The sequence below is a fragment of the Sphingomonas sp. OTU376 genome, from assembly GCF_038440415.1.
In the GTDB taxonomy this organism is placed as follows: domain Bacteria; phylum Pseudomonadota; class Alphaproteobacteria; order Sphingomonadales; family Sphingomonadaceae; genus Sphingomonas; species Sphingomonas kyeonggiensis_A.
The window spans coordinates 20,110-46,692 of record NZ_JASATQ010000030.1 but is presented as its reverse complement, the minus strand read 5'-3'; the positions used below and the strand labels follow the sequence as shown (position 1 = coordinate 46,692).

The 26,583-nt window shown below is 65.0% G+C and carries 23 protein-coding genes; 15 read left to right on the top strand and 8 right to left on the bottom strand.

What is annotated here, in order from left to right; translation table 11 throughout:
- Positions 1–44: 44 nt before the first annotated feature.
- From AAHM44_RS13905 to AAHM44_RS13880, 6 genes are all read left to right on the top strand, one after another.
- Positions 45–677 (top strand): conjugal transfer protein TraW, encoded by a 633-nt coding sequence (locus AAHM44_RS13905; protein ID WP_342250373.1) that lies wholly within the window; start codon positions 45–47, stop codon positions 675–677.
- Entirely contained in the window at positions 677–1,690 is a 1,014-nt protein-coding gene (locus AAHM44_RS13900) for a TraU family protein (protein WP_342250364.1), read from the top strand. The genes AAHM44_RS13905 and AAHM44_RS13900 overlap by 1 nt, the downstream gene beginning before the upstream one ends.
- A 254-nt stretch (positions 1,691–1,944) precedes the next feature.
- Entirely contained in the window at positions 1,945–3,807 is a 1,863-nt protein-coding gene (locus tag AAHM44_RS13895; RefSeq protein ID WP_342250363.1) for a hypothetical protein, read from the top strand.
- Between the two features lie 200 nt (positions 3,808–4,007).
- Entirely contained in the window at positions 4,008–5,060 is a 1,053-nt protein-coding gene (gene traN / locus AAHM44_RS13890) for a conjugal transfer protein TraN (protein WP_342250362.1), read from the top strand.
- Positions 5,061–5,076: 16 nt separating this feature from the next.
- Entirely contained in the window at positions 5,077–5,901 is an 825-nt protein-coding gene (locus AAHM44_RS13885) for a type-F conjugative transfer system pilin assembly protein TrbC (protein ID WP_342250361.1), read from the top strand.
- Positions 5,873–6,475, top strand: a complete 603-nt coding sequence (locus AAHM44_RS13880) for a peptidase (protein ID WP_342250360.1) — start codon at positions 5,873–5,875, stop codon at positions 6,473–6,475. Before AAHM44_RS13885 ends, AAHM44_RS13880 begins: the two co-directional genes overlap by 29 nt.
- Before the next feature lie 86 nt (positions 6,476–6,561).
- On the opposite strand, the gene AAHM44_RS13875 is transcribed toward AAHM44_RS13880, so the two are convergent.
- Complete coding sequence (locus AAHM44_RS13875; protein ID WP_342250359.1) at positions 6,562–7,674, bottom strand: FAD binding domain-containing protein; 1,113 nt, start codon at positions 7,672–7,674, stop codon at positions 6,562–6,564.
- A gap of 3 nt (positions 7,675–7,677) precedes the next feature.
- On the bottom strand, positions 7,678–8,868 hold the full coding sequence (locus AAHM44_RS13870) for an MFS transporter (RefSeq protein WP_342250358.1): 1,191 nt from the start codon (positions 8,866–8,868) through the stop codon (positions 7,678–7,680).
- Between the two features lie 107 nt (positions 8,869–8,975).
- On the opposite strand from AAHM44_RS13870, the gene AAHM44_RS13865 reads away from it, so the two are divergent.
- From AAHM44_RS13865 to AAHM44_RS13845, 5 genes are all read left to right on the top strand, one after another.
- The gene (locus AAHM44_RS13865; protein ID WP_342250357.1) at positions 8,976–9,875 is read left to right on the top strand and encodes a LysR family transcriptional regulator; all 900 of its coding nucleotides are present in this window, start codon (positions 8,976–8,978) and stop codon (positions 9,873–9,875) included.
- A 103-nt stretch (positions 9,876–9,978) separates the two neighbouring features.
- Entirely contained in the window at positions 9,979–10,905 is a 927-nt protein-coding gene (locus AAHM44_RS13860) for a conjugal transfer protein TraF (protein ID WP_342250356.1), read from the top strand.
- A gap of 29 nt (positions 10,906–10,934) precedes the next feature.
- Positions 10,935–11,477 (top strand): hypothetical protein, encoded by a 543-nt coding sequence (locus tag AAHM44_RS13855; protein ID WP_342250372.1) that lies wholly within the window; start codon positions 10,935–10,937, stop codon positions 11,475–11,477.
- 47 nt (positions 11,478–11,524) lie between these two features.
- Positions 11,525–12,952: a conjugal transfer protein TraH gene (locus AAHM44_RS13850; protein WP_342250355.1), complete on the top strand. Its 1,428-nt coding sequence runs from the start codon at positions 11,525–11,527 to the stop codon at positions 12,950–12,952.
- Positions 12,953–12,956: 4 nt separating this feature from the next.
- On the top strand, positions 12,957–16,700 hold the full coding sequence (locus AAHM44_RS13845) for a conjugal transfer protein TraG N-terminal domain-containing protein (RefSeq protein ID WP_342250354.1): 3,744 nt from the start codon (positions 12,957–12,959) through the stop codon (positions 16,698–16,700).
- Here the strand turns inward: AAHM44_RS13845 and AAHM44_RS13840 are convergent.
- Positions 16,697–17,107, bottom strand: a complete 411-nt coding sequence (locus AAHM44_RS13840; protein WP_342250353.1) for a hypothetical protein — start codon at positions 17,105–17,107, stop codon at positions 16,697–16,699. The genes AAHM44_RS13845 and AAHM44_RS13840 overlap by 4 nt on opposite strands.
- A 120-nt stretch (positions 17,108–17,227) precedes the next feature.
- On the opposite strand from AAHM44_RS13840, the gene AAHM44_RS13835 reads away from it, so the two are divergent.
- Positions 17,228–18,145 carry a HEPN domain-containing protein gene (locus tag AAHM44_RS13835; RefSeq protein ID WP_342250352.1) on the top strand — a complete coding sequence of 306 codons (918 nt, stop codon included), beginning with the start codon at positions 17,228–17,230 and terminating at the stop codon, positions 18,143–18,145.
- A 129-nt stretch (positions 18,146–18,274) separates the two neighbouring features.
- Here AAHM44_RS13835 and AAHM44_RS13830 read toward each other — a convergent pair whose 3' ends face one another.
- Positions 18,275–19,396, bottom strand: a complete 1,122-nt coding sequence (locus AAHM44_RS13830; RefSeq protein ID WP_342250351.1) for an amidohydrolase family protein — start codon at positions 19,394–19,396, stop codon at positions 18,275–18,277.
- 580 nt (positions 19,397–19,976) lie between these two features.
- Positions 19,977–21,485 (bottom strand): serine hydrolase, encoded by a 1,509-nt coding sequence (locus AAHM44_RS13825; protein WP_342250350.1) that lies wholly within the window; start codon positions 21,483–21,485, stop codon positions 19,977–19,979.
- Between the two features lie 108 nt (positions 21,486–21,593).
- Between AAHM44_RS13825 and AAHM44_RS13820 the strand changes: the two genes are divergently transcribed.
- Together AAHM44_RS13820 and AAHM44_RS13815 are read left to right on the top strand one after the other, a co-directional pair.
- Complete coding sequence (locus AAHM44_RS13820) at positions 21,594–22,067, top strand: aspartyl protease family protein (RefSeq protein ID WP_342250349.1); 474 nt, start codon at positions 21,594–21,596, stop codon at positions 22,065–22,067.
- Between the two features lie 68 nt (positions 22,068–22,135).
- Positions 22,136–22,459 carry an aspartyl protease family protein gene (locus tag AAHM44_RS13815; RefSeq protein WP_342250348.1) on the top strand — a complete coding sequence of 108 codons (324 nt, stop codon included), beginning with the start codon at positions 22,136–22,138 and terminating at the stop codon, positions 22,457–22,459.
- 715 nt (positions 22,460–23,174) lie between these two features.
- Here the strand turns inward: AAHM44_RS13815 and AAHM44_RS13810 are convergent.
- From AAHM44_RS13810 to AAHM44_RS13800, 3 genes are all read right to left on the bottom strand, one after another.
- Complete coding sequence (locus AAHM44_RS13810) at positions 23,175–23,876, bottom strand: hypothetical protein (protein WP_342250347.1); 702 nt, start codon at positions 23,874–23,876, stop codon at positions 23,175–23,177.
- A 390-nt stretch (positions 23,877–24,266) separates the two neighbouring features.
- Entirely contained in the window at positions 24,267–24,821 is a 555-nt protein-coding gene (locus AAHM44_RS13805; protein WP_342250346.1) for a hypothetical protein, read from the bottom strand.
- Positions 24,822–24,897: 76 nt separating this feature from the next.
- Positions 24,898–25,728 (bottom strand): hypothetical protein, encoded by an 831-nt coding sequence (locus AAHM44_RS13800; protein ID WP_342250345.1) that lies wholly within the window; start codon positions 25,726–25,728, stop codon positions 24,898–24,900.
- A gap of 269 nt (positions 25,729–25,997) precedes the next feature.
- On the opposite strand from AAHM44_RS13800, the gene AAHM44_RS13795 reads away from it, so the two are divergent.
- Entirely contained in the window at positions 25,998–26,573 is a 576-nt protein-coding gene (locus tag AAHM44_RS13795; protein WP_342250344.1) for a hypothetical protein, read from the top strand.
- The last annotated feature ends 10 nt before the right edge of the window (positions 26,574–26,583 follow it).

Here is a 26,583-nt window from a genome sequence, read left to right as displayed (position 1 = left end):
TCGTGACCGCCCTGTGGGCAGGTACCGCCGCCCTGGTCGCCACGATCCTCGAGGCCAGCGGCGCCCGCGGCGCGGCAGCGGCATTCCCACCGCAGACGAGCGCCACGATCGGGCGCACCTATGCAATCGCCGAGCCGGATGCGCTTACCGAGATCGAAGCCAGGGTCGCGACCCTGCCCCGGGACCTTAGTGCGAAATTCGGCCCGCGGTCCCGCTGGTCCGCCCTGAAGCCGGCGTCGCTCCGCAACGCCGCCGCCGATCGGATCCGCACCGTTGTCCCCTTCTTTACCCTCGACTTTGATCTCAAGCTGCCGGACGGGCGGGTCCTCTATCCCAAGGGCTACAGCTTCAATCCGCTTCGCTATGTATCGATGCCCCAGCAGTTGGTGGTGGTCGATCCGCGGGACCTGACCTGGGCACTGAAAGTCGCGCGCCCCAGCGACTTCATTCTCGTCACGGCAGGCGACGCGATCAGCCTGTCCGAGCGCAGCGGACGCGCGATCTATATCCTGGAGGAGCGGCTGAAGGCGCGCTTGGGTCTCGATGTGGCACCGGTGATCGTCGCCCAGTCCGGCCAGAAGCTGGTCCTGCGCGAGTTCGGACCCAAGAGCCGCGATCCCCGTTCGGGCCTCTCCGCCCCTGGCCCCATGCCAATGCCCGCCACGGGAGGTCGATGATGCGCGGGCTGTTCTCCGGGCTGCCGCTTTTTGCGGCGCTGCTGCTGACGATCGCTTTGTTCGCACCAAGCTCCGCGCAGGCGTCCGAATGCAAGTCGAGCATGTTCAATCCGATCACAAAGGTTCGATGGACGTGCATCTTCCCGATCACGATCGGCGGCGTCCGGATCGGCACCTACGACAAGCTCGACAAGGCGCTCGACGCGCAGTCGGCGTCCAAGCCGCTTTGCGCCTGCCGGAAGGGCGCCGCCTTCTGGTTCGGGGTCAAGGTCTCCTTCTGGTCGCCCAACCGAATGGTCGATGTCGTGACCGAGCCCGGCTGCATGATGGCGCTCGGCGCGGACCTGATGAAGACCGGCGGCAAGCTGCAGGGCAGCCAGAGCTCGATCTCGGACGGCACCAATACCGCCAAGATGTTCGCGCAGATGCACTATTACATCTCGCCAGTCTGGGCGATGCTCGACCTGTTCACCGACCTGCCCTGTCTCGAGGATGATGGTTTCGACGTCGCGCTGATCACCGAGGTGCTGCCGACCTGGCAGTCCGCGACGCTCGGCGCGATCATCCAGCCCGAGGCCATATTGTTCGGCAACCCCGCCGCCGGTCTCGCCTGTATGAGCGACAGCGCCGCGGCCGCGACCGGCCAGGTCATCGACCCGCTCTTCTGGTGCATGGGTAGCTGGGGCGCGACCTATCCGGTCGCCGGCGACATCCACTTCAGCGATTCCGTCGAGGCCTGGGCGGGGCTCGCCGCACGCGGCACCTTCATGATGGGCAGGCTCGGCGCGCTGACGATCAGCTCCGCGGATGGCTGTGCGTTCCAGCCCAGCCCGATCTGGACCAAGTCGCGCTACAAGCTCCAGCTGATGGAGCCGGTGAAGGCCGGCAAATGCGTCAATATCGGCCGGCCTGGTTCGCTCTGGACAAGCGGCAAACATGCGCCGGGCCAGGACAATGCCCAGTTCATGCTCTTCGAAAAGACGATCTGCTGCGCGGGGATCGCGGTCCCATGAGCAGCTTTCCTTCCCTTCCCTTCGAATGTCCCATGCGCAGGTCCGGCTTCGTACGGTCTGCCCGCCAAGGCCTGGACGGCCGCCGGCATGCGCATGTGGCAGGAGCGGCGCCGGTGCCCCCCTGCGGCGCCGCTCCATCCCCGGCCAGCGCGGCCGTCAGCCCCCCGCGAGTCAGGTTCTTTCCTCCCTGGTTCGTGACGACGACCGCGCTGGCCACCCTGTTAATCCTCTCTCCGCCTTCCTCCGCACAGGATATGGAAGCGCGGGCCCGGGCCGCTGCCGGCGCTGCCCGGGCCAAGACCGGAGACAGCGAGGCGCTGCGCCGCAACTATGTGACGCCGGGCCTTTCCGGCGAAGCGATCAGCACGGTGGATAATCGCACCGCCTTCACGCCCGCCCTTGCCTGCCGGAAATCGGCGACCCTGCTGGAGATACTGGTCCAGCCCGGCGCAACCGGCGACCTCTCCCGGATCGAGCTGGCGCGAGATACCGATCTCGACGGCAGGATCGACAGCCGCGCGACCCTGCCGGTCTCGGCCTCGGGCATCTGCGCCAATGGAATCGTCTCCTGCGAGCCCGGCAGCTGGAACCAGTGCCGGTATCTGCGCTGGGACGCGGATCCCGCCCGCAACCTGACGATGACTGCGGTCACCATGCGGGAACTCGCCGGGTGCTATTGCATAAACAACAGCTGCGGCACGAACCTCGCCTGGAGCAACATGGCCTCGGTGCTGAAGGACCTGGGCGGCGGGATTGTCGGCGCGCTGACCACTGCGGATCCCCGCATCGGCGTCGCCGAGGCCAAGGTCGACGGACCGCTCATCCGCTATGTCGGTGCCCAGACGACCGCCTGCGCGAGCGACACGCCACTCGCCGAGACCGGCTACCGCGCCGCGCCCACTGCCCTTGCCGGCGATGCGTTCAGCGCCTCGACGGGGAACCGGGTTTTCCAGGCGCTCGCCGGCTCGGCCACCGGGCTCGGCTCCGGGCAGGCCACCAGGCGCTGCACGATCGAGCGGCGGGTCGCGACCAGGAACGTCGAACCGGACGATATCCTGATGCGAGTCACCGGCGGCTATTCGGAAATTCGCGGCACCAACTCGGTAGACTGGCTGATGGGCTCCCCCGGCAATGACTCGCTTAAAGGCGGCAATTGCCGCGCATTCGACTATCGGCTTGTCCTGCGGGTCGGCGAGCACGACCGGATCAGCAGCGCCCGGCTGACCCATCTCTATTTCGACGACTGGGCCCAGGTCCGGATCGATGGCAAGCTGGTCCTTGCCGATCCGGGTGGCTGGACTTCCTCGGGCCTGCCCGCATCGAAATGTGAACGCGACGGTACCTGGCACAATTACCCCAATCTCGACCTCAAGCCCTATCTCACACCCGGCGACCATGAGATCTGGCTACGCGTGGCGGTCGGCAACGAAGGCGAGGCCTTTGCCCAGATTCATGCCGAGCTCGACACGCGCTGCACATCGAGCGAGCAGCTTGTGGATTTGTGCCAGCCCAGCGCCAGTGACGCCAAATGCACGCTCGAGAATGAGAGAGTCGATGGGGTCCAGACCTTCCTGAACGGCGTGCAGACGGGGCTGCGACCGCTCCCCCAGACCCGTATCCTGGGAAGCGGGGTCTGCCCGGTCCAGCTGACCCGGGACTTCTTTCTCAAGGAGCGCAGCTATCGCTGCAGAATCGACAATGACAGCATGACGCCGCCCGACCTCAGCCGCGGCGCCTATATCCTCGACCACTCGACCGAGACCTTGCTGGTCGATCGGCCGCGCCTGCCGGATGGCAGCCAGGCCGAGACCCGCCGGGCATTCCGGCTTCCCGGTCGCGGATCGGTCGCGGCCTGCGAGCCTGTCTGCAAGACACGGGCGCCGCGCGCCGAGAGAGCGGTCGCGCCACAGGGCGTGATCGCCGCCCAACAGAACCAGCCCGCGTCCTTCGACACTTTCTATCATGGCTGCTCGGCGGACAATGTCTGCCCCGTCGGACAGGGTGAGGAACTGGTCAGTGCCTGTGGTTGCCTGGACGATTTTCCCGAAGCGGTAGTGATGATGCAAACGGTCCGGCTCGCCGGCGCCGACCTAGTCTGCACGGCGGCGACGCGATGAACGCCTGGCTGCTCATCCCGCGCTCGTTGGCGCTCGCCATGCTGATCCTGCTCGGGGCATGCCTGGCGGCAGGAAACGCGCTCGCGCAAACCGAACCGCAGGCTGGCACATCGCCCATAACGGCAAGGCAACCCCTCCATTCCGATGGTCTCGTCCTGCCCGTCGAGCCAGATCCCGGCACGGAACCCGGAGAACCTGAGGTGCCCGGCGGCCCGGGCACGCCGGCAGAGCCGCAACCAGGCAGCCAGATCTGCGCCGCGGACCTCAATGGCAATGGCGACGCTGCCGATCCCGGCGAGATCGCCGCCTGCAGCGCCATGGCAGGCGGTGCCTGGCAATGCCCGCTCCAGCGGGCCGCCTGCGCGCTTGATGCCGGCACCTATCGTTGCCCTCTCGGCAGCGACCACCCATGCCTGCAACCTGCAGGCGGCGGGACGCCCAGCTGCTCGCCCAACCTGTGCGCGAGCACCGCGACGACACCCGTCACCGAAGTGCCGCCGCTCGACGATCCTGGCCCGGCAGCCAATGGCTCCGTCGACGGCGACGGCAATTGTCTGGGCCGGATCGAGATATTCGGCGGCCGGGCCATGCGCTGCCGCCCGCCCGGCCTGAGCGTGACCTTCGCCAGCTGCTGCCAGGACAAGGGCAAGATCATCAAGGACGGCATGGGCTCGTCGATGACCTCCCTCAGCACCAAGATCGCCATCGCCAAGGGCGTGTTCAACGGCATGCAGGCTGCCTTCACTGCCTTCCAGGCGGGTGCGACCGCGGGCCAGGCAGCAAGTGCCGGCGCCAATGCCCTAATTGTCGGCTTCGACCCGACCTCGCTTGCGGTCAGCCTGGCCATCAATCTGATGGTCGAGTTCCTGCTGAACGGATGCGACGGCCAGGACATGGAGACGGCCATGCTCCGCAGCTCCGGCATGTGCCACGAAGTCGGGAGCTATTGCAGCTCAAGCTTTCTCGGCGTCTGCCTGCAAAAGGCCAAGGGCCATTGCTGCTTCAACACCAAGCTCGGCCGCATCCTGCAGGAACAGGGTCGGCCCCAGCTCAAATCGTTCAACGCCACCGGCTGGGGCACCCCGCAAAAGCCAGCCTGTCGTGGCTTCACCGCCGAAGAATTCCAGGCGATCGACTTCAGCCGGGTCGACCTGTCGGAATATTATGCCGACATCGAAAATCGAGCGCCCGCCGAAATCCAGATCGATATGAAGGACCGGGTAGATGCCTATCTCAAGAATGTCCTGCCCTAGGGGGCCGGCCCTAGCCATGGTCCTGATGCTGGCCGCGGGCACCGCGCTCGCCCAGGACAGCGCCCGCCAGAAAATCGAGAGCACCGGGACCGAAGCGAGCCAGCGCGTCGAGCGCGCCATCGCCGGACAGAGAGCGGACCGCCAGGCCAGCCCCAAGGAAATCCGGCCCCGACCATTTGCCGACGCGCAGCGCCAACGCATGGCGGAGCAGATCAAAGCCCAGGCAGACACGCCTGGCATGCGCATGCGGGCCGAGAAGGCCATTGCGGCCGGCGAAGCCCAGTTCGCGGCGCAGCGTCAGGCGATGGCTGCCCGGCTGCGCCGGGAGCTCGGCCTGGAGCCGGACGAGGCGCGTGCGATCGCCGACATGAAGTCAAACGCCGCCACCACGGCCGCCGGATGGGTGCCGGTGCTGTTCGTATCCTCGTCCATGCCGTTGCCGGTGCTGCGGGCCTATGCGGAGCAGCTGCAAAAGGTGCGCGGCGTGCTCGCCTTTCGCGGCTTCCCGGGTGGCCTCAAGCGCGCCGCTCCCATGGCCGCGCTGACGTCCCGGATCCTGCGCCTGGATCCCGGTTGCGAGGGGTCCGCTTGCGCGATGCGGGACGTGCAGCTGATCGTCGACCCGCTGCTCTTCCGGCAGCATGGCATCACCCGCGTGCCGGCGCTCGCGATGATCCCCGGGGACCCAACCCAGGCCTATTGCGAACGCGACGAGAGCAGTCCGCGCGCCCGTCATATCGTCTATGGCGACGCGGCGCTCTCAGGCCTGCTCGACGAATATCGCCGCCTGGGTGGTGCCGAGGAGGTGAAAGATGCTCAGGCTCTGCTGCGCACTCGCTAGGCTCCTGCGCCCTGCCCTTGCGTGGCTGGCCTGCCTGCCCGCCCGTGCCGCCGTCGAGATCGGCGGCCAGGTGGAGGGCATGCCGGCACGCCCCCACCGCCTGGGCATTGTCCTTCTGGGAGTTATCCCGCTCTGCATGGTGGCCAGCTGGCTGTTGCCAAAGGTGACGCTGGTGATGAGCCCCTCGATCGACGCCTGGATCGTCACGCCCGCGGCCGGGCCGATTCAAAAGGGCGACCTGGTCCAGTTTATCCTCGACCACCCGGTCGCGGGCCCGAAGCCTGTGAGCGTCACCAAATATGTGATGTGCGTCGCGGGCGACCGCCTCAGCCTTGTAGAACCTGCAAGCGCAAACCCCGGGCCGCGGGTCGGCCTGTTCTTCTGCAACGGCATTTTTCTCGGCCGAACCCTTTCGCAGAGTTCAGACGGAAAGCCCCTGCCCCATTCGACGTGGCGAGGCGTGATACCGAAAGGCTTTGCCTATGTCGGCTCCCGCCACCCACGCGGGTTCGACAGCCGGTATCTTGGCATTCTGTCCCTTGAGCGGCTCCATCGTATGACCAGGCTCCTGTGATCCTCGTGAAGCACGGGCTTTGCGCATGGCCGGGGCGGATCGATCAATTTCAAGATGAGCTGCCGATCAAGCGGCGGCGTGTGCACTTACAGCGAAGCACCCAGACGCCGCCCCAGGCTCACGATCGCGCGGCCGGTAATGCGCCTTTCCCGATCGAAGGTCGCGCGTGCCTCCTCGGTCCAGCCACGCTCCACTGCCCGAAGGAGAGCGAATGCATCGCCGGCGGCCTTAGCAACGCCCATCGCGGTGTGCGGCCGCGCAACGAAGGCGGAATCCCCGATCAGCGCAAGCCGGCGATTGGCTATAACCGGTGTCTCCATGTCGAAGATTGCCTGCACGAACGGCTGCGGCTCCTCCGCGAACACCGCTGCAAAGGGCGCCGGCAGCAGCGCCTTGGCATCTGCAACCAGTTGCTCCTGTGCCTGGGCCCGAACACCTCCCGGCGGCAGTGAGAAAGCATGCACGCGCCCGCTCCGGTCCGTCAGAGCTCCTGCGAGATCGGGCGTGCGGCGGTACCATACGCAGTTGTAGCGGCGCTTTCCCGCCTCCAGCTCGCCATTGGGACCAGCCACGGTGTAGCCGAGTGTCTGTCCACCAGGCATATGATAGAAAGCGAACCGGTCCGTCAGCATGTCGTCGGCCACCGCCGGAAGCTTGTCTTCAGGCAGGAGCGACCGCCAGGCAACATAGCCGGCATAGCTGGGGCCGGCCTGACCGGGCGCCACTGCGCCGGCGAGCACCGCAGCTCGAACCGCCGAACCGATCCCGTCGGCCCCCACCACCAGGTCCGCCTCGATAAGGGTTCCAACGTCCAGTTCGAGCCAGGCAGCGCGATCGGTCTGGACGGCGCCGATAACCGGACGACCGCCCTGATAGATTCCGTCGTCGAGCAGCATGCGGACCGCCACATAGAGGTGATCCCAGGACATCTGCATCTGCGATCGCGGGTCGAGGTCGATGATGTTTCCGTCGCGGCCGAGGGTGATACGGTCCCGGGCGACGACGCCCACAGCCGCTACCTCGGGAACGCGGAGCCGATGCAGGAGGGTGAGCACCTCCTGCTGGACGACCAGCCCGGCACCGCGGCCTTCCAGGCCACGGACAGAGCGTTCGAAGATCTGGACCTCATGACCGGCCTGGCGCAGCAGCGCTGCTGCAAACAAGCCGGCCATCGATCCGCCCGCGATTGCGATGCGCATTTCTCAGTGTCCCTTGGTCAGGCTGCGGAGCTGCAGTGCGGTAGCGATGGCCGCCAGGGCACCCCCCAGCACGGTGACGGCGTTCCATCCGCCTGCGCCCCAGGCAGCGGTAGCTGCAGCGGAACCAGCGGCACCGCCGAGGAACATCGAGCCCATGAAGATGGTGTTGAGCCGGGCGCGGGCTTCGGGGCGCAGCGCATAGACAATGTGCTGGTTGGAGACGAGCGCGCTCTGCACCGCAAAGTCGAGCAGGATCACGCCGACGACCAGACCCGCGATCGAGGTCCACAGGCCGAAAAGAGCCCAGGAAACGAGAGTCAGCAATGCGCCCAGCGCGATTACCCGATGCGGTCCGCTACGGTCGGCGATACGGCCGGCAACGGGCGCGGCGAAGATGCCGACTGCGCCGACGATGCCGAACAGGCCGGCCACGTCGGCACCGAGTCCGAACCGCGGCTCCTGAAGACGGAAGGCAAGGATCGTCCAGAATGCAGTGAAGGCAGCGAACAACAGGGCCTGGGTCACCGCAGCGAGGCGCAGCTCGGGGAATTCGTGCCAGAGTCCACCCAACGAATGGAGGAGCCGCGGATAGGTCAGCGTGCTGTCAGGCGCGCTGTGCGGCAAGCGAAAGGCCATCCATCCACCGGCGGCAAGGGCCATCGGAACACCGAGCCAGAACATCTCGCGCCACCCGGCCTGGGTTGCAACGAAGCCCGCGAGTGTGCGGCTGAGCAGGATGCCGCACAGGACGCCCGACATCACCGTACCAACGGTCGCGCCCCGGCGCTCCGGCGAGGCCAGGTGCGCGGCGAACGGCACGATCTGCTGTGCGACGGTGGAAGCAACCCCGAGGAGCAGCGAAGCGATGATCAGGAAGGCGGCGTTCGGAGCGACGGCGGCGGCGGCCAGCGCCAATGCGAGCAACCCGAACTGCGCAATCACCAGGCGCCGACGCTCGACCAGATCGCCGAGGGGCACGAGCAGGAACAGACCCGCCGCATAGCCAAGCTGGGTCGCGGTCGGGACAAGCCCGGTCAGCGATCCGGGGATCTCCTTCTCCATCACGCCCAGCATCGGCTGGTTGTAATAGATATTGGCGACTGCGATGCCGGCTGCCGCCGCCATCGCGAATATAAGGCCCCTGGTGAGCATGGCGGGCGCAGCCGCCGCTGGTTTGTCGACTATTGCGGTCATGGGTTTCTCCCGGCCAATTTTGGCCCTGAACGGGATAAGGCAATTAGATTGCATCGCGTTCGGCGAGTAGTAGCGCCGCGGGATAAGGCGGCGTATCATACAGTGATATGATCAACCTTCCGGACCTGACGGTATTCGTGGAATCGATCCGGGCCGGGAGCCTTGCGTCTGCCGGTCGCCGGCTCGGCATCACCCCCATGGCGGCCTCGCGCCGCCTGGCAGCACTGGAGAGCGAGCTGGGAGTCCGGCTTGTCCATCGCACCACCCGCGCCCTTGCGCTCACGCCGGACGGCGAGGCCTTCTTCCCCTATGCCGAGACGCTGCTCGAGCAGGAGGAAAATGCGCGGGCCGCGCTGAAACCTGCGAATGCAGGCGTTTCCGGGCTATTGCGAGTCGCCGCATCGGTTCCCTTCGGCCGCAAGATCGTCACCCCGATGATCTCGCGGTTCATGACCGCAAATCCCGAGGTCCGCGTGGAACTGCTTTTGAGCGATGGTCTCGTCGACATCGCTGCCCAAGGGATCGATCTCGCGCTGCGTCTGGCGGAGCCCCGCGATAGCGCCATGATCGCGCGCAAGCTGGCCTCCAATCCACGCGGCCTCTACGCCTCACCTTCCTATCTCGCGAGGCGCAGCACGCCGGAACTGCTGGCCGATCTTTCGGAACAGGAATGCCTCGCGCTTGCCGGGACGACGCATTGGACCTTCCTGCGGGAGGACCAGACCGTGCAGCAACGTGTCAGCGGAAGATTCTCGGCCGACAGCATCGAAGCACTGCACTGCGCCTGCATCGAGGGGATGGGTATTGCCCGTTTGTCGGCATGGAACGTGACCGAAGACCTGGCCGCAGGCCGCTTGGTCGAGATCGTGCTCTCGGATGTGCGCTTTCCCGAACAGGGGGTATGGGCAATCTACCCGACCCGGCGCTTCGTCCCGCCGAAGGTGCGGATCTTCATCGCAGCATTCGAAGAGCATCTGGCCAACTCGCATCCTGTCTGGACGGGGTGAGCGCGAGGGGCATTGAAGTGCCCCGAGGCGCACTCTTGGTCGCGAACGGCATCTCACTACCCCGATCCTTGTCCCCGCCGTCCATGCGGAGCAGGCATGCGGCATGTTCACCGCTCCCGGCCAGACCCCATCAGGATGCTCGCCCCTGCGGCGCCTGTGCTTTTCCGTGCTGCTGGTCTGGGTGCCTGTTCCCGTTGAAGCCCAACCGGCGTCCGCGCGGTCCGGCGACCAGCGCCAGGGCTATTGGTGGTACCGAGCCCCTGCTCCTGCAGCCGACACGGAACCCTCGGATCCACAACTGGCCAAGCCGAAGCTGCCTCCCATGGCGGAGCTTGCAGGCTGGTCGCCCCCCAGGATCCGCAAGCTTATCGAGGAACAGCGCGACTATGCCGCGACGGTTCTGACCGTCGACGCCGTCGCCGACTTCTGGCGCCTGCAGGACTTCGCCCGGCGCAAGGCCCGCGCCTTCGCAGGCGTGACCCAGCTCGCGCTGCTCCAGCATCCCGAGCTCAACTCGAAGTCCGCCAACCCTATGGTCGGAGACGCACGCGCCGAACTGACCGCCCAGAAAGACGCAACCCGGCGTGCCTATCTCCGCGCCAGGGCCAATGAATTCGCCCTGGTCATGTTCTCACGCGCAAGCTGTGGTTATTGCCGGGTCCAGTGGCCGATCCTCCAGCGCTTCCAGGAGGAGATGGGCTGGCAGGTCTCGCTGATCGACATCGATCGCCGGACGGACGTGGCGCGACGCTACGGCGTCGAGATCACGCCGACCACCATGCTGATCCGACGCTCAAGCCAGCAGCACATGATCGTCGCCAGCGGCATCGAAGCCTATCCTGCCCTCGCCCAGACAACCTATCAGGCGGTCCGGCTGCTGAGCGGCGACATTCGCCCCGAGCAATTCCTGACCGGGCCCGGTGAGGACAATGGCTTTTTCGATGCGCTGGCCAACGGGCCGGTCTCGGCTACCGATCCGAACGCGCTTGGCGGCAGCCTGATCGATACGCCCCTGGAGCCAAGACCGTGAAGCTCCCCTTTGTGCTCCCGCTGCTCTCGATGTTGGGCCTGACCGCGGGCCTGCCCGTCAGCGCTCAGGCCATCGATCGTGATCGCGCGCGCCAGGCCGCAATCCATGCCGTCGGCAGCACCGCCGAGATGCGCCAATGGCTGCGCCGCGTGCCAATGACGCGCGATTTCCCGCCCGACTTCGCCGATGCGCTCAAGGGCCAGGCCGGGCTGTTCGTTATCGAGATGACCAGCGCGCCCGGATGTCTTCCCTGCGACGATCTCTGGCTCCAGCTCAACCGCCTCCGCGCGCTGTACGGCTGGCAGGTCCGCATCCTGTCCGGCCAGGACGCCATGCTGCGTTCGGGGCGTCTGGGACTGCCCTGGGTCGGCCACCCGATCGCCTGGGTTCGACCCTGGGCGGATGCGGGGCGGATGATCCCGGTTGCGATCGGCACCGACCATTCGGCCAACCTCGCCCGCAATCTCTATCTGGCGGGCAAGATGTTGACCGGCGTGCGCCCCGCAGTCGCGGTCCGGGCCATGTCCAAGTTCACCGGCATTGTCGCCGCATCTCCCTCGAACAGGCGCTGAGCGATGGCGGGCCCGGCGCACCCAATCCAGATTCCCAGGAGCCCGCCATGCCCATCCCCAAACGACTCCACTGCGCGCTCGGCCCGATCGGCTCCGGCCTGATCCTGTTCGCGGCGTCGCCTGTCCAGGCCCAGGGCTGGGCCGAACGCTGGTTCGACAATGTCACCTACACCAATCCCGGCAGCTTCGAGGACCAGACCCGCGGCTATTTGACCGCGGGCGGCATGTCGGGCCGGGTCGATGTTCACAACGACTATCTGATGTCGGTATCCTTGCCCAAGGTCCGGGCCGGCTGCGGCGGTATCGACATGTTCCTGGGCGGCATGTCGTTCCTCGACCCCGACTATCTGGTCCAGAAGCTCGAGAGCATCCTGCAGGCGGCCCCCGCCGTAGCCTTCCAGTATCTGCTCGAGACGCTCGACGAGAAGATGGGCAACATCATCTCGAAGATGGAGGCGGCGACCAATTATCTGAACTCGATCCAGGTCAATGACTGCCGCCTCGCCAACCGCATGGTCCAGATCGCCAAGGGCGACGACAACATGTCGGGGATCATCGAGGAGATGACGGGTTATCGCTCGGTCAAGCAGGGCTTCGCCAAGAGCTACCAGCAGAGCCGCGAGAAGATCGAGGCGAACAACAACAATCCGACCGAGGACCTGAAGGACGCGCTCGAGAATTGCCCGCGGGAGGTGACAGAGATCTTCCGCACCGGCTCGCTGCTCGCCAATGCCGCCGCGCGGGTGGGGGCCGGCGACTGGGCCGCCGTGATGCGAGCCAGGATCGGCGACGTCTATATGCGCTGGGACCCGGCGGACAAGGTCCCGCTCTTCTCCGCGATCCCAGCGTGCGCGGCACAGGACAATGAGAGTGCCCAGGACTTCCTCAGCGGTCGCGTCCAGCGCCGCCAGCTCAACCTGCCGGCCACCGCCGCCGATTGCGGCCAGGACGGCAATGGCCGCGGCGCGCTCGTGCTCGCGCGCGAGCGCATGGAAGCGATCGCGACCAAGATCCGCGGCCGGCACGCGCTGAGCGCCGAGGAGCGCCAGTTCGTGGCCAATGTCCGCACCATGCCGATCTACCGGATGCTCGAATGGGGCGTACGCCAGGGCGTGGTCGGCTCCGTCATCGCCGACACCGACGAGCTGGTCGCCCTCACCCTCGCCTATCAGATGCTCAACGATCTCACCCGGACGATCGACTTTGCGCTGGGCAATGCGGAACGCGGCGCGAGCGCGGCAGGGGCTGCCAACAGCACGAACCGCAATGCCTGCCAGACACGGATCCTCAGCAAGGGGATCGAACAGCTTCGCGACCTGCGCGACGAGGCGCTGCGCCAGCGCGCACAGATGCGCCAGTCCTATATGGCGGCGCTCGGCTCGGCCAATCTCTCCGCAGCCTATGCCGGCCTGGTTCGCGCCCGCGACCGTGACGCGCGCGATGCGACCGGCGCCGCGGCCTCGCGCAGCCAGTAGCGTGATGCGCTCGTCCCGCGCCGCGCTGCTCGGCGTCCCCGCCCTGCTCGCTCCGCTGCCGGCCCAGGCCGTGGAGGCGAGCTATCATACCTATAATGGCTTCCAGCAGACCGTGGACGCGTTCCGCACCGTCTCGCTGATCTTCGCCGACCCGCGCTACGGTACGCTGGTGCTGATCATGGCAACGGTCGGGATCGCGATCGGCGCGGTGCTCGCCAGCGTCCGCGGCTCCGGCATTGGCCTGGTCGCGTTTGGCTTCCAGATCCTGGTCGGGGTCGGTCTGTTTGTCGGGCTGATCTCCCAGACGGGCACCGTCCATGTCTATGACCGGGTCAAGAATGCCTATCAGCCGGTCGGCGCGGTACCGATCCTCATCGTCCTCGTGGCAGGCGTCACCAACATGATCGAGCGGGCGATGGTCGAGACGATCGACGACAATACCGCCGATCCGAACGCCAAATTCGCCTATGGCAGCGGCGGCCAGGCCTTCGACCTGTTCCTGAACGCAGTGTCGCCCCAGGGCTCGATGACCGACAATTATCTCGACGCGACGATCAAGGACTATGTCCGCCAATGCTATCCGGTCGCGCGCGTATCGCAGGCCTATCGGGTCGATGACGACCTGCTCTACCGATCGAGCCAGGACCTGCCCTCCTCCTTCGCGGCGATGGCAGGGCCGGCCACCTTCTCGACCGTCTACACCTTCGCCGACAAGGGCGGCACGACGATGAGCTGCGAGGCGGCCTGGACCTATCTCTCCGGGCGCCTGTCCCTGCCCGGCCAGTTCGACGCCTATGCCCGGCGCGTCTGCGAGCGAACCGGCTTCGACGTCCGCAGCGCATCCCAGCTGGCCCGCTGCCGCGAGCAGCTGGGGTCGCTCGGCTCGACCATGGTCGGCGCGCCGCTCTCGCTCGATGCATTGATGACCCACATCATGATGGCTCGCACGGTCGGCGATGTCCTCTTCGAGGACAGCCCCGCCTCGGCCGCGCGGGCCATGGCCAATCGCGCGGTGGTCTCGAACGGCCTCGCGACCATGTCGGTCGCCAATGAGTGGATGCCGACGATCCGCGCGACGGTGTTCGGGATCATGCTGTTCATGGTGCCCGTCGCCCTGTTGTTCATCCTGACCCCGATCAACCTGCGGGTAGCGAGCTTCACGCTCGGCCTGTTCGTCTTCGTGGCGCTCTGGGGCGTGGTCGATGCCGGCATCTACCAGATGACCCTGGCGCGGGCGCATGCCGCCATGGGCGAGATCCAGCAGGGCGCACTCGCCGCCAATACCTGGCTGCTCGCCCCCTCGGCGGCCGGCAAGGCGCTTGCGGTGTTCGGCAGCTTCCGGACTGCAGCCGCCGGTCTGGCCGGAGCCTTTGTCTTCACCGTCTTCCGCTTCAGCGGGAACGTCTTCACCTCCTTCACCGGCGGCGCGCTCAACCTGATGGGTCAGGGCAGCGCCGCAGCCGCCCCGCTCGCCACCAGCGAGGGCCAGGCCTCGGCACTGGAAGCCCAGGCATCGGCGCTGGGCACTCGGGCGCGCGCCGCGGCCTCCTCATCCTTCGGCGATTTCGGCGAGCGCAGCAGCTTCGGAAGCAATCGCAGCTTCGGCGAAGCCGGCCGGATCCTCGGCGAGCGCCCGGGCGCACCGGGCGACACCGCATTCGCACTGGGCGGGATCGAAGGTGCCAGGCAGCTCGGCGGCCTCGCACCGGCGCTGGGCGGCCGCGACCTCGCCGACCCGAGGGTCGCCCGCGACGTCCAGGCCAGCGCCGCGACCGGCGCGATCCACCAGTTCGCCGAGCGCGATGCCGTCCGCGCCCTCGGTACGACCTATTTCGGCTCGGGCGAGAGCGGCGAGAAGGCCTTTGCCGCCTTCAGCCAGAACCTTGTCCAGTGGCGCGCCTTTGGCGACACCCGCGCCTATGACATGATGCTGCACGGCGCCCAGCGCCACTTCGAGAAGGCCGGCTATTCGCCGAAAGATGCCGCGCTCAAGGCGTCGGGGGTGATCGGGGAAGCACAAAGCGACCCGCTCTTCGCCAAACTCATCGCCAACAGCTACGAACAGGCGCAGCTGCTGCGCAACGACCTCACTTCCGCGCAAGTCCAGGCCGGCGCTATGGAGGGCCGCCGGGACTTTGCCGGCGACCAGGTCGCCAGCACCGAGCGCGCCAATGTCGCTACCGAACAGGCACTGCGCTCCGGCGCCAACCATGGCCAGCGGCAGGCCGCCCAGATGCTCGGCCTCCAGCCCGTGGAGACGGCCCGCCGCATCGGCTTCATCAATGCCTTGTCCGGCGAGGCGCGCTCGAGCGCGATCTCCCAGCTCGCCCGCACCACCAGAAGAAACGAGGCCCAGGTCACCAAGGCGATCGAGAGCTACAATGCCGCCACCGCGCTCGGCACCGCCGACGGCGCGTCCGCGGAGGCCGGCCGCGAAGGCACCAGCGTTTACGCCCGCACCCGCGACGCCGCGCAATATGATTTTGCCGAGCGCTCGGGCAAGCTCGATGCCCAGCGCGAGGTGGGCACGTCCGGCACCCGCGCCGCGGCCCGGATCGGCGAGCAGCGCCGCCAGGCCGACAATTTCGGCTTCGCCGAAGGCGCCGCCGCCGCCGGCACCTCGACGCGCGAGGCCGCGCGGCTCGACAGCTTCATCCGCACGCTCAGCCAGACCGCCGGCAACCAGGTCGACATGGCCGAGGGCGGCGCCGCCGGCATCGCCGACCGCGCCCGCAACGAGCGCACCACCCGCATCGTCGAGAATGAACGCCTTTCCAGAATGCAGGGCCTGCTGCGCGCCAATGGTATCGCCATGTCGAAGCGCGATCTCGCCATGGCCCAGAATGGCGATCTCGCCCTCAACGTGACCCCACAGGTCGCCAGGCAGCTTCACCAGGCGGGCCTGATCAACGACAGCCAGCTCGGCGCCATCGCCCAGGGCGGCCATGCCCGCTTCAGCTTCGCCGACAACGACCTGCTCGTCTCCAGCACCGCCGGTTTCCAGCAATCGGCCCGCAACGATACAAGCACCCGCTTCGAGGCCGGCAAACAGGCCGGCCCCGACACGATCGAGCACTTCCTCGGCGGCGGCAAGGAAGGCCAGGCCGCCATGGCCAACTGGCTGAAGGGCGGCTTCGAAATGGACCGCCACGGCAACTGGCGCCTCAAACCCCAGGTCGCCGACACCCTGCAGCGAAACGTCGGCGCGATCATGTCCCAGACCGGCTGGGAGCGGTCGCTCAGCCGTAGCGCCGAGAAGCAGACGACGATCGGCACCAGTTGGGGCTTCGACATCGGCGGAGGCGCCTCGTCTGAACGCGGCGCAGCCGCATCCGGCAAGGGTGGAGACAAATCGCGCGGCCCGCAGCGTTCGACCGGGGGCCACGCGAGCGGTAGCATTGGCGCGAGCAGCAACGAAACGGGAAGCACAAGTTCTGTCGCCGCTTCTAGGATGGACATTGCAAATTACGATGTCCGCTCCGCAATCGCGGCTGCCGAGAAGGCCGCTTCAAGGGCAAGTGATCCAAGCACCGCGTTCGCGAGCGAGCTCTCACGCCAGATCATGGCGCCGGACGGGCTGCGCAATCGCTATCTGGAAAACTCAGCCTCCGGGCGCGGAACATGGGACTGGGTGGCGCCCGTTACCTCCGGCGAACAAAATTCCGTTCTATCCACTGGACGGTTCTCAATGGATCGAAATCGTAGCTCGGAAGATGGAGATCCGGAGTTTCGAACCAGGAAGGACTAGTCGCGTTGCCGACGCATGCGACGATAAATCCACGGCAGACCGGAACGCGGATTATATTCGTTATGCGTTGGCGCAATATATCCTGGGCGTTGCCATGGCTTCTTGGACGGCGACCAGCTCCCAGCCTCGTAAGGCGCGCTTTCCAACCGACGCGAGAGATAGCCGAAGGCCAGGATCAGGAACGCTGTGAGCGGATGGAAGAACGGGCTCGTGTATGGGAAAAGCTTGCTGCGGTAGAACGCGTCGACAATCTCGATGCCCGTACGACCACTTGCAGGCAGCCAGTATATCGGCATCGCGACCCACCAGAGCTTCGCGTACCAGGGCTTCCAGATTGAGTCGCTTAACTTCTCAGGAAGAGGCGGCGGCTCTTCCGGATCTTCCCGCGACTGCTGTCCATTTTCCATGGCGGGCCTCCGACTTGATGTTATCAGCGGAAAGGGCGCAGCACAGCGACTTTCTCCGCCATTCCTGCGACACTTCCCTCTTGCAAATCCCCCTCCCCGCCCTGACAAAAGCGGAACGAAATGCGTACCGATCTCGATCATCTTCCGGCTGCCAAACAGCGCGAGCTCGACCATGTCGTGCAAATCCTGTTCGAGGAATTCGCGCAGGCGTTGGGCGAGCCAACCGGCGAGCGGAAGTTCGGTCGCATTCTAAAAGTGATCCTCTACGGCTCATATGCGCGCGGGGATTGGGTCGATGAACCGCACACTGCCAAGGGCTATCGATCCGATTTCGATCTGCTGATCATCGTGAACCAGAAGGACCTCACGGACCGCGTCGCATATTGGGAGGGCGCGGAGGCCCGGCTCATTGAAGGGTTGATCGGGAAGACGCTCAAGACGCCGGTCAACTTCATCGTTCACACCCTGCAGGAAGTGAACGATGGGCTCGCGCACGGCCGGTACTTCTTCATGGACATCGCCCGAGACGGCGTTGCGCTGTACCAGTCCGATGATAGCGAGCTTCTGCAGCCCAGGCCAAGATCGCCCGAGCAGGCTGCCCAGCTCGCGAAGGAATATTTTGAAGAATGGTACCCAAGCGCGGGCGAATTCTTCGACGACTACAAATTTAACATGGAGAAGGAGCGGACCAAGAAGGCAGCGTTCATGCTTCATCAAACGACCGAGCAGCTTTACCACTGCCTCCTTCTTGTGGTAAATTTCTATACCCCGCATTCTCACAACATTGCGTTTCTTCGAATGCATGCGGAGCGGGTCGATAGACGGCTCGTTGATGTCTGGCCGTCGGAAACTCGGAGTGATCGCGCGAAATTCACGAAGCTCAAGGATGCTTACGTAAAGGCGAGGTACTCCAAGCACTATCGGATTTCGACGGATGAGCTGGAGTGGCTCGGTGAATGCGTTGAGCGGCTCGGGCAAATCGTCCAGGCGGTGTGTTCGGAGCGGATTTCTGAACTGAGCGCCAAAGTGGCCTTGTAATCGCTGGGCGTGACTTCCTTCAGCCTGCCCTCTCCGGGGGGGGGCGAACGACGGAATTTGGGCCGTTAGCTGCCTATCCGCTTTTTGAGCGCTGGCCCCGGAAAGCGGACATCATCCGCCGATCGCACGTCAATCTACCAGATGAAAAAGACGCTCCGCATTGCGGTGAAAGATGCTGGCACGTTCCGATTCCGTCAGCCGCGCCCCTTCGATGAATCCGACCGCATCGCGGGAGTTCTCATATGGGAAATCGATCGCCCACATCACATTGTCGATCCCAGCGGATTTGATCACTAGGTCGAGCACGTCGGGAGATTCGAAACCGCTGGTCGTCGCTGCGAAATTGCGGCGAAAATACTCGCTCGGCGCCAGTTCCAGCGGTTTAAGTCGACCGTCTTTTGCTCGGCGCGCCGCCATATGGTCGAGACGCCACATCCAGAACGGCAGCGCTTCGCCCATATGGCCGAGGACGATCCGCAGGCGCGGATAGCGATCAAACACGCCGCTGAGGATCAACCTGACGGCGTGCGTTCCGGCCTCGACTCCGAAGCCCCAGATTGACCCGCCCATGCTATAGTCGCGGAACGGCTCCGCCATGCCGTTCGATGGCGCGCGCGGGTGCAGATAGATTGGTCGGTCGAGCGCCTGCGCCGCCTCGAGGACAGGTTCGAAGCGCGGATCGTCGAGATAGAGATTGCCGGTGTGGGAATTGATGATGAAGCCGTTCAGGCCGAGTGCCTTCACCGCGCGCTCCATTTCCCTGACGGCCCGCACCGGGTCTTGCGGCGCGAAGCAGGCCAGCCCGGCAAAACGCCGCGGATGGCGCGCGATCGCCGCGGCGAGGTGATCGTTGGTGGCGATTGCCAGCGCGCTCGCCGCATCGGACTCAAAGATTTGGACGCCGGGGATCGTGACCGAGAGTATCTGCATATCGACGCCCGCATCATCCATGTCCGTCAGGCGCTCGGTATCGAGATCGAGCAGTCTCCGGCGAAACCGGTCCTGGTTGGAGCCGGGGCGCGGACTATCGAAAATCGAGAGAATTCCGGTCGGGATATCAAGGCTCGACCGGGGATCCGTGCGCGCGATCTCCAGCCAGGCCTTGACGAGCTCTGGGGTGGCGAACGCTTCTTCGGTCGCGATCTTCTTGGTCGGTACCTTGGCCGCTTGGCCGTGCGCCGAGCTAGTCAGGCTCGTCATCGCGAGCCCCGCGGTCGTTCCAGTCAGAAACCCTCGACGGCTCGTGGTCATGGTCGATCTCCAAAGCTCGGCAGCATCGTATCGGGGTTCAAAGCCGTTTCTCCCGCAACCTGCGTCGGCGGCTACGGACCTGTTCGGTCAACCCGCCGATCGACGTTGCCACGGCCACCGGGCTGCACAGAAGCACGATCACCTAGACCGTAACCGAGGCCCAGAAGACCCCGATCCTGCTCCACATCGCGCATCGCTTCAACACCGACCGCCCCTGGCGCAGGCCACTAAGGTGAAATTAGATAGCCTGAACAAAGGACCGCTTTCAGGTTCCTGCCTCACAGGCTGGTACGACCGCAACTGGAGCGCATTTCTGCCCGGCAGCTTTCGCTAGCAGGCAGCCAGTCGTCTCTTGGACCGGGAGCAGACTGACAGGTTTCGCGCCTGCAGCGCGCCGGGCGCGGTAGCCGGCGATGGCCTCGCCCGCTGCCTTGACCTTGGCATAGGGACTGTTTCGACGTGGACGCGGCGAGGACAGGCCCGCACACAAGCCCGGAAATGCTCAAGGTACGGCAAGTCTTCGCAGATTCATCGTCACATACCTTCGCTTGGGCGACGCGGATACGATGCCGGTGACCGGTCATGGGCGAACCGGCTCTTGCAACCGTTTCAGGGCGTCGCTGGCATAGTTGTTCGTCGGATCGAGCGCCAGGGACTGCCGGAACAGAATGATCGCCTGTTTCGGATCGCCTTCCGCGACCGCGATGTCCGCCAACCCGTCATGGCTGTAGGCCGACTTGGGATAAACCGTCAGGTTGAAGCGAAAGATCGCCTTGGCATCCGTATAGCGGTGCGCCTCATATAGGTCGTATCCCAGCCCCACCAGCGCGTCGTCGCTGAAATCGAGCTTCGCCCCTGATCGCTTGAGTTCGCCATAGTGGGCAATGGCGTCGGCAACGCCGCCGCGATCGATCCGGTCCCAGAGGATCTCACGGAGCTGTGCGACAGGCAGCGTCACCGGCTGACCGAAGGCGATCGCGGCCATCGCGTTCCCGACCTTGCCGGCCGACGCGCGGTCGCTGTTGCTCAGCACGATGGCAGTGAGGCCATCGACCGGGAAGCGGATGATGTAGGTGGAAAAACCATTGTCGCTGCCCGAATGGTCCATTTCGCGTCGGCCGAACCGCTCGGCGATCCGCCACCCGAAGCCGTAGTTGCTCTTGGCGGGCGTGAACATCGCGTCGAGCGACGCCTGGCCGACCAGTTTGCCGGGCACCAGCGCGCGATCCCAAAGCAGCAGGTCGCCCACCGTCGAATATAGGCCCCCTGCGGCATAGCCAACCGTACGACTGATGATTGGCGCGTTGATGAAGGTGGTGCCGAGCGAATAATAGCCCGACGCGCGATGCGGGATCAGCGCGCGGGTATTGTCGTCGCCGCTATGCGTCATGCCGAGCGGCACGAGAATGCGCTGCTTCACATACTCGCCCCAGCCCATCCCCGAGGCGCGCTCGATGATGAGACCGAGCAGGTGGTAGCCGGAATTGGAATAGTCATATTTCTCGCCCGGCGCGAACTTGAGCGGCAGATCACGGAACAGCGCCACCAGGCCGATGGGCTTATAGTCGCGCCGCGACAGCATCTCGTCCCACTCGGGCAGGCTGGAAAAGTTGGGGATGCCCGAGGTGTGGTTCAGCAACTGGCGGATCGTTATCGGTTGCCACACGACCGGGCAATCGGTCAGATAGCGGCAAATCGGATCGTCGACCTGGAGCTTTCCCTGTTCCTGAAGCTGCATGACAGCTAGTGCGGTGAACTGCTTAGTGACAGATGCGAGGCGATAAACCGTATCCGCGCCATTCGGCACGCCCAGCTCATAATTCGCCATACCGTAGCTGCGCACGAACACCGGCTTGCCGCCGCGCGCCAGCAGTACCGTCCCGGAGAACTGCTCGTTCCGCGTCGCGGCGCGGAGATAGGCGTCAAGGGCGGTATCGAGCGCCTGTCCGGTCGGGGTGGTCGCGGATGGCGGCGCTGGCACCTGCGCCATTGCAGGAGACGCGCACGCGACCAGCGCCGGCATGGCGCCCAAAGTCACGCCTAGGCTCGTCGCCCGTTGCCAGGCCCGCTTTCGCTTCGTCACTGCCATCGCCCACCCTCGTTCCGGTATTGAATATGCAACAATGCTGTGTATTGCTCTGTTAATACACATGAGACCAGCAAAAACATTCATCCATCGATTTTCCGGGCGGCGACTGTGGCCGCGGCCGTCGCGGCCAGTCTCGTGACGCCAGCTTCTGCAATCAAGCCGGAAGACTCCAAAGCCTGTGCACTGGCGCGACGGGCCGCAACCGGTGCAGCGCTGAGTGTGCCGTTTCGCGTCGTGGACGGTTGCATCTACGTCACCGCGAAGGTCGATGATAAAGGGCCGTTCGTCTTTGCCGTCGATACCGGCGCGAGCGGCATCGGGCGTGCCGATGCCGGCTTGGTCGCCACCTTGGGCATACCCGTGACAGGATCGGGTCACACGTCGGATGGGGTGGCGACGGCGGAGATCAAGACAGTCCGCTTGCGGTCCGTCGATCTCGGCGGCTTCGTTCGGCGCGATCTTGAAGTTGCAACCCGGGACTATAGCAGCAAGCTCACTCCCGAAGCGGCGTTCTCGGGTATCCTCGGGCGCGAGTTTTTCGGCGATGGCCTGCTGGTGATCGACTATCCAGCCGCCGACTGACCTTCACCCGCGCCATCGCCCTATCCGACACCATTAACGGCGTCCTGTATTACGAGCGGGCTTTCCGCGTGCCGGTAAGGATCGGCGACACCCTGACGGAAGGCAATCTCGACACGGGTGCCAACGTATCCTTCGTGCTCCCCGGGACGCTGTTCGATCGTATTGGCGGTGGTGCCGTCCAGTCGGCTGTCGAAGGCAAGTTGACCAATACGGTGGTCAGTACTGGCAAGGCGATGGTCAAGGGTCCGTTCCGCATCGGAGCGGTCTCGCTCTCGGACGTGGAGGTGCGGGTTTCGGATCGCTATCCCGAGCTGCTGGTCGGCGCACATGCCCTGCAGCATTTCACCCTACTGATCGACCAGCGATTCAAAAGGATTGCATTATGCCCCTGACCGCCAGGCTTTTGAGGTAACGTTCCCTGGCCCGCGCCTCTGCAACGGTGAGGTCTCCGCCTATCGGTAGGCATCGAAAGAACATTGTCTATGAAGCCGCCGCCCATTCTTGCCGTGTGGGTTGTTGCGCACCCAGGCCCGACCCGCACCCTTCCCCGTCTCCGAATCTCGGCGGGGGCGCCCGACAGACGACCGGATCATTCAGGCCCGCGGGTTGGTTGCGAGGTTGCCTGAAACCTTGGCATCAGCCCCAGCCTGCGAAGAGCAGACATGTATGCCGAGTTCTCACAAGATGCGCGGCTCCCCTCCGTCGTGTCGCATTTCGCGATCCCGCCTTCTGCGTTACGTGGCAGCTCCCTATCCAGCGCACGCCGATCTCGAATGGAAAGGCTTGCACGGAAGTCATCGAGGCGTTGCAACAGGTCGCCGGGGGTGATCCGGGCGACCACAGCTTCAGAAGGCGGGCGCGGCGGTGTTTGAGGAGTGTCAGCAGTTTGCGCGACAGCCAATAGCAGTACCGTTGGGACCAGCATTTACACCTCTATGATCAGGACTCGCTTGTCTCGGCGAATAGGTACTCGCACCTGGCTGCGGATTCCAATGACAACGGCGTCATCGAGAGCTGCCTTGGGCTACACATTAACGCGGGCGCTCTGCTAGCCCAGTTGCAGACATCAGGTCACCGTTGCGATGAGGCGCCAATCCTCACGGCGTCTTAAGGCCTGATTCGCACGCCGCTAAAATGGGCGATAGTCCCCGGGCCGACCCATAGCGCCACGGCGCCCTTGGCCTCGGCGCCGTGCTTGAGGTCGCTGACGATCAGAGTCGGTTGCTGGGCGCCATCGACATATAGCTGTGCCCGGGCGCCGTGGACCACAATCCGCACATGCGTCCAACGACCAGGCTCGAGATCGACATAGGTCTCGTACTTGGCTGGCGCTTCGGCGCGTAGCCGTTCCCAAGGACAGTCGGGGTGCGAGATGTACTGGACGGAATGGTTGCGGCGCAGCTGATCGTCGGCCCTGCCGTTCGTCGGCCGCAGATATATCGCCTCCAATTCGGCCTCGTCACGCACCCGGAAAGCTATGCCTACAAAGCCTCGCGCCGTGGCGCTCGCCTGGGCGGCTGGGGCGCCGCTGATCCACCCTTCGATGGTGCAGTCGCTGAACGGAGGTGTGTTCAGTAACACCAGTCGGTCGAGCCCCGAAACGTTTTCCAACGCAATGGCGCGCAGGGCGGGGCGGCCCCGATAGTTCGTCCGCGCCGTCTCAACGCCGATAGCCCGGATCCCTCCGGATTCCAGTCCAGCTTCTGCGGTACCACGTGGTGCGGCGAGCGCCGCCAGCGAAGTGGCCGACGCCACGGTCAGCGCGGCGCCAGCCATCGCGGCGCGACGAGTTTGAGCGTTGTCGGTCATTGGAGCCTCCTCATTATGGACCATGTCAGTCACCGCACAATCGCCAGAATAAGTCCGGTTTCTGTCGGTCTGAAAACCATCCAAATCCGGACGTTGCCAGATCACCTAACAAATGGCCGCTTTCGGGGCGCGCAGCGGCCAGGCCGAACGGCGGCTACGAGGGCGCATATCGGTCGGGCAGCTTTTGGACCGTGTGTGGACTACCCTCCGTTGGCAATGGGTTTTTGAAGCTCTGCATTCCGCTGGTGAGGCGGCATGTGTCCGGCCTTTCGGGGCGGGTTTGACATGCGCCGCTGGTCATGATGCCTTTCGCGCGAACCCGGTCACCGCCATGGCGCCGACAACTAGCATCTGCCGAAGATAACGGATGCCAGCACGGATCGCACGTTTTTATTCCCGTTTGAAAATCCAGGCTGACGGCCCCCCCGTCAGTCGCATCTCCGCCGCGTTTAATGTGAGTGTATAGGTTTCGGTCGTCGGCCTGACGGCAGCCTCACCGGAACCGCCGCAAGTCTTCTCCCAGTTCTCCTTGCCGCCTTCGATGGCGAAGCGGATTTGGTTTCCCGTCCGGGTGGCCAGGCCGACGCGTTGGATGCGAGTTATCTTGATGCACTGGCCGCCCGGCGTTTCGGGATGTGCCTTGACCATCACCCAGTCGAACCGGCCGTCAGGCTCGATCTTTAGCCGCATCTTGCGGTTGACGTGCATCGGTACGGGATCGGTGACGATCGTCGTGCGCGTCATCGAGCCATAGCCGACCGATCCGCCGAGGTTGGTGCCCCAGGTAACGCCGACATTCGGCTGCAGCTTGAACTTGGGCGCAAGTACCAGTTCGGTGCCGTCACTTGCCTGCGACCATTGGCCCGCAATGTTTGAGGGTTGCATCGCGAACCCCGCCGATGAAATCAGCGCGATTGTGCTGGCCAAGAGAGTGTATTTCTTCATGTTTCCACCTTGAATCCTGGCTCGAAGCGCCGGATTTGAGAAAATGATGCGCAAAGATTGCGGCATCCGACGGCGCTCAGTTCGGGGGCGCTGGCAACAATAGTTCCATGATCGGACCGGTCGGGAGCTTCAGGCCGGGTGCGTAACTATTGCAGATTAGCTGTTCGACGTACGCATCTGGATAAATGCCGACCCGCAGCGATCGCGCGGGATTGCCGGATGGCACATAAACGTCGCGAAAATTTCGATCCGGAAGTCTCTGCCAGTTGATGGACGCGTAATAGCGGCCCACCTGCGCGCGCATCGGTGCTGTTGCTTTCTCAGCCAGCCGCGAATGCTCCATCAGGAAGCTGCGCTGGCCTATAACCAAAGTACCGCCGTTCCTCTCGTGTTGAGCAAGCAGCTGGGCATATTCGGCGGAGGGCACATCCTTGCCGAGCGTGAACCAGATTCGGCCGAGTGAATTCCTGCACCGCACCGGGGTCGCGCCCGGCGGCACCGGCAACCGCCCGAACACCATCTCCGCAAAGGCATGCGGGTCCAATAGCCCATGCCTGGCCTCATCCTCGGCCTGACGCCACGCAGCGGCGTCTATACCCTTCCGGCCGCGCCAATGCGAGGGCAAGGCGCCCGCGGGCGCGATCTTCATTCGATCGCCCGAGGGTCCTCTGGTTCCAATGCGAGATGCAGCGGAGGCTGCAGGTACCGAGCGTGCCACCCCCTTTTCGAAATCATCTTCGGCGGGACCTCCACTCGGCTTGGCTGAGCGCAGCGCCGCTTCGAAATCCGGGTCCGCCGGCACCTCTTGCCCCCGGGCATGGACGCCCCATGTGGTCATCAGCAGCAACGCGGTGACCGCCGCGGAACGCCTGCGGCACCCCGCCTTCTTTGTCATCGACATCATCATCGTTGGTTTCCTGGCCTCTCGTAGTTCGGCGCCGCGTGACTGCCGATCCATGCGCCCGTCCCCTGGGCGATCCAGCGTGTCGCATGCGCGCGGCCAGCGTGAGCCGGCCGTAAAACTGCCCGAGCAAGCCGCCCCGGATCGGGAAAATTGGGCAATAGACCGGGACCAACGCATTTCACGGCTTAGTCACGCCCGCTCGTTCCCACCCCTCCGAAGGGAAAGCTACGCGATCCCCGGCAGCGATGCGCTGCGATAAGAAAGGCCCCGACATGACATCCATAGCCAAGCCGATGGCGCACGCGATCACGCTGATTGCGGCAGGCGCACTGGGCACCCTTCCTGCCTCCACCGCCGCGCAGACTATCCCTGTACCCGTCTCGCGGGCAGGAACGCCCGGCACCAGCTCGCCGGCAGATGAAACGCTGAGCTGCGCCCAAATCGATGCAGAGGTAAATGTCCTGCTCGAAAAGCTCGGCCATCATGCAGCGGCGCTCGAGGAGGCATCAGCGCAGGTTGCGGAGGTCGGCGCGGCAGGCAGCCGGGCAGTAAGCGAGACGGACAAGAAGACCACCGTCAAACAGGGCCTTGCTTCAGCGGCGTCGGACGTTGCGAACCTCGTCCCAGGCGGCGGGTTTGTTTCCGGGGTGATCGGTTCCGCGGCGGGCGCGGCGGTTGCGGCGGACAACCGAAAGCTCACGGTACGGCAGCAAAGCCTGTCGAGCGACATGCGCGCAAAGATGGTTTCGCTTCAGGAACAGGCGAATGCGGCAATACCGGACGCGATGCGGCTCCAGCACCTGAATTCGCTCCAAGCAGCCAAGGCATGCCCAACCCCGGATCGATGAGACTGGAAGC